This is a genomic window from Dokdonia sp. Asnod3-C12 (genome assembly GCF_045063975.1).
GTDB lineage: Bacteria > Bacteroidota > Bacteroidia > Flavobacteriales > Flavobacteriaceae > Dokdonia.
On record NZ_JBEFNY010000003.1, the window covers coordinates 1,049,438 to 1,061,938 of the forward strand.

Below are 12,501 nucleotides of genomic sequence, written 5' to 3' on the forward strand. Positions count from 1 at the left end.
TCAAACCTATTTAATATTATGAAAAAAGGACTTATCGCTCTTATCGCCATTGTTGCTATACTAGTAATAGGAGGCTTATGGCTTGCTCGCACAAATAATAATCTCGTTCCTCTAGATGAAGAGGTAAGTGCACAATGGGGTAACGTAGAAAGCTCTTACCAACGTCGTGCAGACTTAATCCCAAATATTGTAAATACAGCCAAAGGCTATGCAGAGTTTGAGCAATCTACTCTTATAGGAGTTATAGAAGCACGTAGCAAAGCTACCTCAATAAATATTGACCCTTCAAACATTACACCAGCACAGCTTAGACAGTTTCAAGAAGCTCAGTCAGGTCTTACCTCTGCGCTTTCTCGACTTTTAGCTGTTTTTGAACGCTACCCAGATCTTAAGGCAAATGAAAACTTCAAGGAGCTAATCAATGAGCTGGAACGTACAGAAAACCGTATCAATGTGGAGCGTAATCGCTTTAATGAAAAGGCAAAAATCTTAAACTCTGAGATACGTATGTTTCCTACTAACCTAGCTGCAGGAATTTTAGGTTTTGATAACCGTGCATACTTTGAGGCAGATGCAGGATCAGAAAATGCTCCAGAAGTAGAATTTGATTTTGGCACAAAATAAATGGCATCTACGGTAGAAGACTTTTTAAGTAAAAATGACGAACAAGCCATTGTTGAGGCCATTAGACAGTCTGAGACTCGTACTTCGGGGGAAATCCGTGTGCACCTAGAGCATCACTCTAACACAGAGGATGCGCTCATACGTGCTCAAGAATTATTTCATTTACTTAAAATGGATAATACTAAGGAAGAAAATGGAGTCCTTATTTACGTTGCTGTAGATGATCATAGACTGGCAATTTGCGGTGATGCTGGCATCAACAAGGTAGTCCCTCCAGATTTCTGGGAGTCTACTAAGGATGCTATGATTGCTCAGTTTACAAAAGGAAACTTCCGCGATGGCCTCATCCAGGGAGTACAGTCTGCTGGAGAGAAACTAGCTGCATTTTTCCCATGGAAGCATGGTGATAAAAATGAACTCCCTGACGAAATAAGCACCTCTTAATGCAAGAAAAAAAATATTTTTTAGGTTCACGCTTTCGCGAAAGCGTACTCTTCTCTCTACTTTTATTGGTACTGAGTATTCCTGCATTTGGGCAATTTAATATTCCTGAAAAACCGACAAAGGCAAATCCTGACGCAGTTTATGATTACATAGGCTTATTATCTGCAGGACAAAAGAGTGCTTTAGAAAACAAACTTATTAAATACAGTGATAGTACCTCAACACAAATTGTGATTGCTATTATCTCTACTTCCAATGGAGAAGGACTTGATATGGTAGGCGCAAAGTGGGGACAGCAATGGGGAATAGGCCAGGCAGATGAAGATAACGGCATCCTGATTATTCTCGCAAAAGATGATCGCAAGGTAGATATCAATACGGGTTATGGAATAGAAAGCATCATTTCTGACCGTGATTCAGAGCAAATCATAAATAGAATAATGATTCCTCAGTTTAAACAAGGGAATTTTTATGCTGGCCTTGATCAAAGCGCAGATGCCATCTTTGATGGTTTGCAAGGAAACTTTAAAGGAACGAGACAAGGTAACGATGGTTTTCCCATACAAGGGATTCTCATGTTTATCTTTTTTATCATCATTCTCATTATCATAAGTCGCAACAATCATCGCGGTGGCGGTCGTAATGGAGGTAAGCGCAGTGTAGGCGGCTCGCTACTAGACGTTATCATACTCAGCAATATGGGACGTGGTGGCTTTGGTGGTGGTGGATCTTTTGGCGGTGGTGGAAGCTTCGGTGGAGGCGGTGGCTTTGGAGGAGGATTTGGTGGCGGTGGCTTTGGAGGTGGTGGTGCTTCCGGAGGATGGTAATTACATCAAAAACAAAATCTCTTAAAATAGCTTTAACACCTACGCTCATCTACACATAACTATCGTTATTATTCAGACAGACAGTAATTATAACATTTATAAAAACATTTGCATTCTTATCTAATGAATTGCGTAACTTTCAGGAAACAACTAATTATTAACACATTAAAACCAATAAAATGGCAGTATTAAAAGTTATAGAAGTATTAGCAAGTTCTGAGAAAAGCTGGGAAAATGCAGCAGAAAACGCACTTAAACATGCTAGCAAGTCCATCAAGAACATCAAATCTCTTTACGTAAACGAGCAAAACTGCGTAGTAGGTGATGATGGAAAAATAAAAGAATATCGCATGAACTGTAAGATTACTTTTGAAGTGAAGTAAATCTCTTTTTAAAATATTGATAAAAGTCCCATCTCTAGATGGGACTTTTTTTGTTTGTATTTTTACAAGACTACCCCATTTTACAAACACACTTACATCTATAATTACACTCCTTTTTTCAATCGGCAAGCGCTAAAATTCCCACTATGGAACATCCTTATACTAATGATCTTATACAAGAGACTAGTCCTTATCTCTTACAACATGCCCATAACCCTGTAGACTGGAAACCATGGAATGAGCAAACGCTGGCTCAGGCTAAAAAGGAAAACAAACTCTTATTGATAAGCATAGGTTACTCTTCATGCCACTGGTGTCATGTCATGGAGCACGAGAGCTTTGAAAATACAGAGGTCGCACAACTTATGAACGCGCATTTTATAAATATAAAAGTAGATCGTGAGGAGCGTCCAGATGTGGATAATGTATACATGAATGCTGTGCAACTTATGACAGGCAGAGGTGGCTGGCCTCTTAATGCCATTGCATTACCAGATGGAAGACCAGTATGGGGAGGCACCTATTTCCCAAAAGAGGAATGGACAAGCGCACTTGAGCAAATTGCCAAACTCTATCAAACAGCACCAGAAAAACTCATTGAATATGCAGAAAAGCTTGATCAAGGCATGCAAGAAATGGATGCAATTATCCCGAATGATAGCAATCCAGATTTCCAGCTAGAAACCTTACAAAATGCCATTAGCCAGTGGTCGAGGCAGTGGGATACTAGACAAGGTGGCCTTAACCGTGCGCCTAAGTTTATGATGCCTAATAACTACCTGTTTTTACTTAGGTATGCTCATCAAAACCAAGATCAAGAAATTTTAGAATATGTAAATACTACGCTAGAACAAATTGCCTTTGGTGGAGTTAATGATCACGTAGGTGGCGGTTTTGCCCGTTATAGTGTAGATACAAAGTGGCATGTACCGCACTTCGAAAAAATGCTTTATGACAATGCACAGCTAGTTAGCCTATACGCACTAGCCTACACAAAGACTAAAAACCTTTTATATAAGGAAACTGTCTATCAAACCTTGGCATTTATAGCCCGCGAGATGACGACAGAGGATGGAGCCTTCTATAGCGCTATAGATGCAGATAGCTTAACTGCAGATGGAATTCTAGAAGAAGGTGCTTATTATGTGTGGACTAAAAACGAGCTACAAACTTTGATAGGTGATGACTTTGATCTTTTCAAAGAATACTACAACATCAACTCCTATGGAAAATGGGAGAAAGACAACTATGTACTCATTAGACAAGATACAGATCAAGATTTTTCTAAAGAGTTTGGTATTTCAATACAAGAAATCATTTCCAAGAAAAATAAATGGCATGAGGATTTATTACGCTTTCGCGAAAGCAATAAAGAAAAACCTCGCCTAGATGACAAAATCCTAACCTCTTGGAATGGATTAATGATAAAAGGGTATGTAGATGCCTACCGCGCTTTTAACGAGGAAGAATTTCTTACTGCTGCTTTAAAAAATGCAACTTTCATAAGTACTCATCTTATAAGAGAAGATGGCGGTCTCAATCGTACCTTTAAAAATGGAAAGAGCACTATAAATGGATATCTAGAGGATTATGCTGCCATAGTAGATGCCTTTATAGCACTCTATGAAGTCACAGCAGATAATCAATGGCTTAATAAGGCTAAACAACTTACCGATTACACCTTTAAACATTTTCAAAATCCAGAAAATGATTTGTTCTTCTTTACATCAAACCAAGATCCTAGCCTCGCAAGTCGGAACACAGAGTTTTATGATAACGTAATTCCGTCCTCAAACTCCATAATGGCGAAGAACATTTTTATGTTATCTCATTACTATAGCGATAATACTTATGGTGATACGGCTAAAGCAATGCTTCATAACATTCAGCCATCTATTGAGCAAAGCCCTACTAGTTTTTCAAACTGGATGGATGGGATGCTTAACTATACCATGCCTTTTTATGAGCTTGTTATCGTGGGAAAAAATGCGGAAGTCCTAAGACAAGAGTTCGACAGCTATTACATTCCTAATAAATTAATTGCAACTAGCACTATCAAAAGTGATCAAGACATCTTTAAGGGGCGATACCATGATGATAGGACATTTATCTATGTATGTGTGAATAATACTTGCCAACTCCCCGTAGAGACTGTGAAAGCCGCGTTAAAACTCATGGAAGTTTAACAGAAGTTTATCCTAGAAGATTATGTAACATGTTTGCTTATATCCAATTTTGTAAAAAAATTAAATATGAGTAATCCTCTGGATCAAGTAAGCGAATACCAAGAACATATAGATCAGGCCATAAAATGGATATGGGACTTCATCCCAGGCTTTTTGAGTGCTATGGTTTTGTTGTTTATTGGTTTATGGGTCATCCGTATTATAAAAAAACTAGTAGCTAAGTTTTTCAAAAGAAAGGACTATGAACCTACACTTGAAAAATTTATTGCAGACCTCATTAACTGGACCTTAAAAATCGTGCTTTTTGTACTTGTGATTACACAAGTAGGTGTACAAACTACTTCTCTGGTAGCTATCATAGGAGCAGCTGGACTTGCAATAGGACTAGCATTACAAGGATCTCTCGCAAACTTTGCAGGAGGAGTTCTTATCTTATTACTAAGACCTTTTAAAGTAGGTGATTTTATAAAAGCACAAGGACAAGAAGGAACAGTAAAAGAAATTTCAATCTTCCAGACCAAGCTTAATACTTTTGGAAACCAACTAGCTATTATCCCAAATGGAAAGTTGTCTAATGAAACCATTGTAAACTTTACAGAAGAAGGTATACGTAAAGAAGCAATCACCTTTGGAATTGATTATGGTGATGATGTAAAACTTGCCAAAAACATTTTACTTACACTAGTCAATGAACAAGAACAAGTAATCCAAGAAGAAGGAAAAGCACCTATGATCGTTCTTGCAGAGCTAGGAGATAGCAGTGTAAATCTATCGCTAAGATATTGGGCAAAAAATGAAGACTTCTGGAATTTACGCTGGTTAGTACTAGAGGAAGGAAAAGAACGTCTAGAAGCCGCAGGAATTACAATACCATTCCCTCAACGTGATGTGCACGTTCACAATGCTGAATAAGAAAAACTAGACAAGATTCCCTTTTGTATCGATTAACGATACATCCATGGTGATAATTATTATATAGAAACTCGCATATATTGATATATGCGAGATTTTCTATTTTTAGGCTACAAACATTAACAACCTAATAATTAAAACCAATGGAAGATTATCAAAAATGGATTGACCTCGCTATCGAAAAAGGATCAGAATACGGACTCAAAATCCTTATGGCATTAGTCATATGGGTCGTAGGTAAATGGGTTATTGGAAAACTAATGAAGGTTTTCAAGAAAGTGCTCGAGAAAAATAAGAATATGGATAAGACACTTGAGAAGTTTTTATCTAATCTCGTGAGAACTATTTTACTAGTTCTACTTATTATAGCCATTTTAGGACAATTAGGTATAGATACAGCATCTTTTGCTGCTATTCTTGCAGCCGCTGGTCTTGCTGTTGGTCTTGCGTTACAAGGTTCTCTATCTAATTTTGCTGGTGGTGTATTACTTATGCTTTTCAAACCTTTTAAAGTAGGTGATCTTATAGAAGCTCAAGGTGAAGTAGGAGTTGTATCTGAAATTCAAATCTTTACTACCAAGATAGCTACACCAGGAAATAAACTAGTTATTATACCAAATGGTGTTTTATCTAATGGTAATATCAAGAACTACACAGAACTAGGAGAACTACGTGTAGACCTTACAATAGGTGTATCTTACGATGCAGATATTAAGGCGACTAAAGAAGCTCTTATGCGCGCTATGCATTCTCAAGAAAATGTACTACAAGTACCTGCTCCATCTGTAAATATGGGTGAGCTTGCAGATAGCTCTGTAAATTATGAAGTACGTCCTTGGGCTACACCAGAAAATTACTGGGATGTATACTTCCAAACTATCGAAAATTGTAAAATTGAACTTGACAAAGCTGGGATTGAAATTCCTTATCCACATGCTGTCGAAATACACAAAGAAGCTTAAGAAGCTCTTTCTTAAAAGTAAAAATCCCGTGATACAGTATTGTATCACGGGATTTTTTTTTGCTTTAGTATTATTTCTATTTTGCTTTAGGCTTACCTGCAATAAAATCTTTGAGGTAGTACGGTTCAAAATAAGCTACATCTTCAAGATCATTAGCTTCAAATTTTGACTGTGCCATGGTTGCCATTTGAGTTGATGAAGGCAACTCTCCTATTACAAATCTTGCATTAGGATGCTCACATATCTCTTGGAATTTTTCTACACCATTACCCACAAAGTGAACGATTCCTTTATCTAAATATTCGGTAAAGGATGTTTCATCTAGTATTTGTGCTTGAGTTTCTCTGTGACGATTTCCACTATTATCAAAAACGGCACTATACACTTCCATACGTCGTGCATCAAGCATGGGTATAATGAGTTCGCCATCGTTTACAGTAAGCTTTCGCGAAAGCGCACCTAAAGTATCTACAGAGATAAGTGGTATATCTAGTGCTGCACAGAGTCCCTTTGTTGCCGAAACACCTATACGAAGTCCCGTATAGCTTCCTGGGCCTTTACTTACGGCAATTGCACTAAGTTTATCTTTAGTAATACCTGCAGCATCAAGCACCTCTTTGATAAATACATGTAATCGCTCTGCGTGAGAATACTTTTGAGCATTATCCTCCTGCATTGCAACTACATTTCCATTAATAGACAAAGCCACCGAACAATTTGTGGTGGCTGTCTCAAGACATAAAATATGTGTCATTGTTTATTCTTCAGATTCGTTTTTTTCTTCTCCTTTTACCTCAACTTTATCTCCAGTTTTGAGCGTTTTAGTTACAAGACTATAAGGGCCTATAATGATTTCATCACCTTCTTCTAGACCTGTTAAGATTTCAATTTTTGAGTCATCTTGTATTCCTGTAGTTACGACTTTCAACTTTGCTTCACCACCGCTCTTCACAAATACACATTCAAATTTCTCCTCTGCCGCTCCTGCACTTGTTGTAGACTTAGGCGAAGTGCTTCTTGTAGCACTCGTATCTGTCTTTACAACAATAGCACTTATAGGCGCTGCCAGAATATCGTTACGCTTTTTTGTAATGATATCTACCGTTGCTGTCATACCTGGCCTAAAAGGCGAATATGTATCCTTCTTACCTTCTAGCAAGTGCTTATATGATTCTTCAAGAATACGCACCTTTACTTTAAAATTTGTAACCTGATCTGCAGTAAGTGTTGCTTGAGCAGAGTTTGCAATTTCTGTAACAATACCCGAAAATTTTGTTTTCAAGTATGCATCAACCTCTACAATCGTTGAATCTCCTATTGCAATTTTTACAATATCATTTTCATTTACATCTACCTCAACCTCCATATTATTGAGGTTTGCTACACGTACAATTTCTGTTCCTGCCATTTGCGCAGTCCCTACTACACGTTCTCCCAGTTCTACATTAAGCATAGAGATTGTACCATCGCGTGGTGCAAAAATAGAAGTTCGTCCTAGGTTATCTGTAGCCTGCTTTACTTGAGCAGCTACACTCTGTACATTATAAAAAGCACTCTGACGATTTGCTTGTGCGATATCCAGATCAGACTGTGCTCTTTCAAAATCTGCTTTTGAAATTACTCCTTTATCAAAAAGGGGCTTATTACGATTAAAAGTAAGCTTGGCTTGGTTGAGACTTGCTTCTGCTTGTGATAATCCGGCACGGCTATTTTGTAACGCTGCACGACTCTGGCTTACTGCTGCTTGCACTAAGTCTGGATTGATTTTTACAAGTAGGTCTCCTTTTTTTACATCTTGCCCTTCTTTAATAGGAAGATCTATAATTTCTCCAGAAACTTCTGATGATAGCTTTACTTCTATCTCTGGCTGTATTTTACCGGTAGCGGCCACCGTCTCAATGATAGTTGCTCGCTCTAGCTTCTGCACCTCTACAGCCTTGAAATTACCCGACTTACCGAAAGCTCCAGATTTTTTACCTGCGATTAATGCTATTACTACAACAGCAACAATACCTAGTAAAATGAAAAGTGTTTTTTTACTCATTTTGGTTAGAATTTTAGTTCGGTAACGGGAACTCCAAAATAGAGCTCTAATACCTTAATACGGAAAATATAATCATATTTAGAACGCGCAATCTCAATCTGTGCGTTGTCGTAACGCAGTTTACTCTGGCTAAAGTCAAAGGCATTTGTAAGACCTACATCATAGCGATCTTTTGCATATGCGTAAGCTAACTCTTGAGACTCAACAGCTATTTTGGCCGCCTCATAACTTTCTCTTGCAGCTTTTGCATCTGTGTATGCTTGATACACCGCAGTTCTAAGGTTTTGCTCTGCTAGTTCCTTTTGAAACTCTGAGCGCATTACATTTACCTCACTACGTTTTACTTGATTTTTTACACTAAATCCGTTAAACACAGGAACCCTCAAAGATAACCCATAAGAAATACCATCATTGAGGTATAATTGCTCTATAAATGGTAATGGACCTAATTCATCAACTCCTGTAATATTAGGAGACAAACTAGTTACAATGTCACCTGTGTTACCCACAACTCCAATAGGATTTCCAGAATCTATAAAAGGAGTATCAGGATCTATAGAAGTATTAAAACCACTTGATCTATTAGACTCTCTAGTGTTATAATTAAAAAATGCATCTAGTGTAGGGTAAAAACCTGTCTTGCTTATTTCTAAATCCTTTTTAGCTATTGCTTCATTTTGTTCAGCAATCTTTAGATCGTAGCGAGTTTCCTTTGCCGTCTCTATTAATACATCTGCCTGAGTATCTAAGATTCCTTCTCCTTGTACTTCATATTCCCCTTCGGCAATATCAAAGTTTGCGATATCCTTTATATTTAATAGTTGCGCTAAGTTTACAAGACCTATGGTAACACCGTTTTCGGCAGCAACTATACGTTGCCTCTCGCTTGCGTCAGTTGCGCGTATCTCTAATAGATCACCTCTAGGCAATACGCCTCCATCTACAAGTTCTTGTGTACGTAATATTTGCTCTTTAGTCACTGCGTTTTGAGTGACAATTACTTTTGCACTTTCTCTCGCAAGTAACACTTGGAGATAAGACACCGCAACATTAAGCGCGACATCATCTTTAAGCTTAGCAATATTATAATCTGCTGCGATTTTAGAAAGTTCTGCTCTGTCCAGTACTTTATGGTTTCTAAAACCATTGATTAATCGCACTCCAGAACTTACCCCAAAAGATGAGTTACGTGTTTGTTGCGTTTCTAAAACTCCAGTAAGTACGTTTTGCGTAAGACCCGTTTGCCAAGAGTTTGACGCCGTACCATTTAAGGTAGGTAAAAATGCTCCTATTGCATCAGAGCGGTCTATGGCTGCAGTCTCTAGATCTAACTCCGTTTGCTGGATATTGATGTTATTATCTATCGCATATTGCACGCATTCTTGCAGGGTCCACTTTTTCTCTTGACTGTAAGTCGTGAGAGCGAGTAACGCTGTCATACAAAATAAGATGGCTTTTTTCATAATCTTGATTGATGTCCAATATGACTATTGAAACGGTTATATGTTACAAAAACTGTTAATTATTTTTTTTGAGAGATTGTTACGCTTTCGCGAAAGCGTACCTAAAACACCTCTGCAAGTCTATAAAACAAAAGGTTATCTAGCCTCTACCTCCTCCAAATCCAGTAGGGATTTTAAGTTGGTTCCACACTTTGATATTATCTTCTGCTGTGATTCCGCTCTTTACTTCTACAAAAATACCATCACTCACACCCACTTCTATATCACGACGTTCAAATTCTTGATCGCCAGTAGCGACCTCAACAAATGGCTTTTTAGTTTTAGGATCATATTGTACAAGTGCCTCTTTTATCGAAAGAACATCTGTTGCTTTCTCAAGGATAATACTCGCATTTGCACTCAGTCCTGCTCTAATAAAAGTATCTGAGTTTGTACGATCTAATGTCCCTTTTATTTCAAACTGGATAGCTCCATTTTCGGCTACGCCCTTAGGTGCTATATAATCAAGAGTCGCGTTAAAAGTCATATTTTCTATCGCTCCCACGGTGATTTCTAATGGTAAATCTTCTTTTATTTTACCTACTTCACTCTCGTCCACCTTTCCTTCAAAAATCATTTTATCTACATCTGCAAGCGTTGCAACGGTAGTTCCATCATTAAAGTTATTGGCTTCAATTACTTGGTTTCCCGTTTTTACTGGAACGTCAAGAATCATCCCAGTAATGGTAGATCTAATCTGTGTAGTGGCAGCATTACCCAGTCCTCTGGTAGTTCCCGTTTTTATAATATCATAATTTTGAGAAGCACTTGTAAGATTCACTTGCTCCTGCTTTACACGCTGTTCTGCTTGATTATATGAATTCTGAATGCCATCAAAATCATTTGCAGAGATCACTCCTTTATCAAAGAGCGCCTTCTGGCGGTCGTAAATACTCTTTTGGTTTGCCAGAGCAAGCTTTGCTGTTTCAACTCCCGTGCGTGCTCCTGCAATATTATTCTTTGCATTAGTAAGTGATGACGCATTAGGCACCACCTCAATTTGAGCAATAAGATCTCCAGCTTTGATATTATCTCCTGCCTCCACATAAATCTCTTTAATGATTCCAGACACGTTAGGCTTGATAAGTACTTCTTCCTTAGGAACAATGCTTCCAGTAGCTACCGTTTTCTTAACAATGGTACGACTAGTAGCTTGTTCTGTAGTATAAACAATAGGGTCTTGCTTATCCTTTGTGTAGATATACCAAATGCCTGCTGCAAATAATATGACGATTACAATAAGTGTAATAATGGTTCCTGTGCGTTTCATGGTATGAGTGGTTGATTGTGTTTTATTCTATTCTTAATGCGTCTATAGGCTTCATTTGTATTGCCCTTGATGCCGGAATAAATCCAGCTAGTAATCCTGAAACTATCAGGATAGCGAGTGCAACAAAAATGACATTTATATTTACTGATGGGTTTGCAAAATTATCTACTTTTCCTACTTGATCTAATATGGTATTCATCACCCATATAAATCCAGCGGCAACTGCTATACCTGCCATTCCCGAGATGATTGTAAGCACTAAAGATTCTTGCAAAATCTGAGATTTAATCTCCCATGGAGTCGCTCCTAATGCTCTGCGCACACCTATTTCCTTAGTACGTTCTTTTACTACAATAAGCATAATATTACTTATTCCTATAACTCCAGAAAGAAGTACTAATGACCCTACGAAGTAACCTACAAAGGTGAGGATAGAGAATAGCCCCATCACACGACCATATGCTTCAGATAGATCAAAATGACCTATCGCTCGTTTATCATCAGGGTGTATAGAGCGCTGCTCTCTCATGGTAGCAAATACTTGCTCCTTAATGTCTGTAATGTTGACATCTTCACTGGCAGTTATTGCCATCCACCCTACGTTATCACCTCTATTAAAAGCTTGTGAAAATGTGGTGAAAGGCACAAATATGGTATTTGCATCCTCCTCTGCGTCTCCGCTACTTTTTGGGTTTTTAAAGGTACCTACCACTAGAAAGTTTACACCATTTATTTTGATGTAGGTGTTGAGAACATCTTCTCCATTATCATACAAACCCTTCACTACATCTTCTCCTATAACACAAATTTTACGTTTTTCATTAATATCAGAATATGAGATGTAACGCCCAGAAGTAATATCTTGAGGCTGCTGTTTTATAAATTCTGGATAATCTCCGTAGATACTAAAAGCTCCTGTTTTTTCATTGCGCGTCACATTATTCGCACCATTAAAACCACCCAGCTGATTACGTGGTGAGATATATTTAAGTTCTGGATACTTTTCTCTAAGGATCTCAACATCTTCTAGTTTAAAACTAAATCTCCTTCCCTTAGGTAATCCCTTGTACGATATGGACGTTCCTTGCGACCACATAAACATTGAGTTTGTAGCAAAGTCACCAAAATCTGCCGAAACTCCGTTCTTAAGTCCGTTGGTTAATGCAAGAAGCAATACCAATATTAAGATTCCCCAGAATACACCAAATGCGGTAAGTAACGTGCGAAACTTATTTGCATTGAGGGCTTCTAATATTTCATTCCAGCGGTCTTTGCTAAACATCTTGTTATACCTTGTAAGGTGCTTTTAATTAAACGTTTGTTCCTCCTTGTATAATGGAAGTATCT

General features: G+C 38.0%; 12 protein-coding genes. 7 read left to right on the forward strand and 5 right to left on the reverse strand.

Going from position 1 to position 12,501, the window contains the following annotated elements; translation table 11 throughout:
* Positions 1-18: 18 nt before the first annotated feature.
* From ACJJVW_RS04880 to ACJJVW_RS04910, 7 genes are all read left to right on the forward strand, one after another.
* The gene (locus ACJJVW_RS04880) at positions 19-624 is read left to right on the forward strand and encodes a LemA family protein (RefSeq protein WP_405250930.1); all 606 of its coding nucleotides are present in this window, start codon (positions 19-21) and stop codon (positions 622-624) included.
* Complete coding sequence (locus ACJJVW_RS04885; RefSeq protein WP_405250931.1) at positions 625-1,068, forward strand: TPM domain-containing protein; 444 nt, start codon at positions 625-627, stop codon at positions 1,066-1,068.
* Positions 1,068-1,895, forward strand: a complete 828-nt coding sequence (locus ACJJVW_RS04890) for a TPM domain-containing protein (RefSeq protein WP_405250932.1) — start codon at positions 1,068-1,070, stop codon at positions 1,893-1,895. Before ACJJVW_RS04885 ends, ACJJVW_RS04890 begins: the two co-directional genes overlap by 1 nt.
* A 179-nt stretch (positions 1,896-2,074) precedes the next feature.
* Positions 2,075-2,278 (forward strand): dodecin family protein, encoded by a 204-nt coding sequence (locus ACJJVW_RS04895; protein ID WP_013751093.1) that lies wholly within the window; start codon positions 2,075-2,077, stop codon positions 2,276-2,278.
* 146 nt (positions 2,279-2,424) lie between these two features.
* The gene (locus ACJJVW_RS04900) at positions 2,425-4,464 is read left to right on the forward strand and encodes a thioredoxin domain-containing protein (protein WP_405250933.1); all 2,040 of its coding nucleotides are present in this window, start codon (positions 2,425-2,427) and stop codon (positions 4,462-4,464) included.
* Positions 4,465-4,530: 66 nt separating this feature from the next.
* Complete coding sequence (locus tag ACJJVW_RS04905) at positions 4,531-5,376, forward strand: mechanosensitive ion channel family protein (protein ID WP_298329265.1); 846 nt, start codon at positions 4,531-4,533, stop codon at positions 5,374-5,376.
* A 143-nt stretch (positions 5,377-5,519) separates the two neighbouring features.
* Positions 5,520-6,338 carry a mechanosensitive ion channel family protein gene (locus ACJJVW_RS04910; protein ID WP_298329268.1) on the forward strand — a complete coding sequence of 273 codons (819 nt, stop codon included), beginning with the start codon at positions 5,520-5,522 and terminating at the stop codon, positions 6,336-6,338.
* Between the two features lie 76 nt (positions 6,339-6,414).
* Here the strand turns inward: ACJJVW_RS04910 and tsaB are convergent, their stop codons facing one another.
* From tsaB to ACJJVW_RS04935, 5 genes are all read right to left on the reverse strand, one after another.
* A complete protein-coding gene (gene tsaB / locus ACJJVW_RS04915) occupies positions 6,415-7,092 on the reverse strand; it encodes a tRNA (adenosine(37)-N6)-threonylcarbamoyltransferase complex dimerization subunit type 1 TsaB (RefSeq protein ID WP_405250934.1) in 678 nt (225 codons plus the stop codon).
* Positions 7,093-7,095: 3 nt separating this feature from the next.
* Positions 7,096-8,382: an efflux RND transporter periplasmic adaptor subunit gene (locus tag ACJJVW_RS04920; protein WP_405222497.1), complete on the reverse strand. Its 1,287-nt coding sequence runs from the start codon at positions 8,380-8,382 to the stop codon at positions 7,096-7,098.
* A gap of 5 nt (positions 8,383-8,387) precedes the next feature.
* Positions 8,388-9,845, reverse strand: a complete 1,458-nt coding sequence (locus tag ACJJVW_RS04925; protein ID WP_298329276.1) for a TolC family protein — start codon at positions 9,843-9,845, stop codon at positions 8,388-8,390.
* 139 nt (positions 9,846-9,984) lie between these two features.
* A complete protein-coding gene (locus ACJJVW_RS04930; RefSeq protein WP_405250935.1) occupies positions 9,985-11,154 on the reverse strand; it encodes an efflux RND transporter periplasmic adaptor subunit in 1,170 nt (389 codons plus the stop codon).
* Positions 11,155-11,176: 22 nt separating this feature from the next.
* Entirely contained in the window at positions 11,177-12,436 is a 1,260-nt protein-coding gene (locus ACJJVW_RS04935) for an ABC transporter permease (RefSeq protein ID WP_405250936.1), read from the reverse strand.
* Between the last annotated feature and the right edge of the window lie 65 nt (positions 12,437-12,501).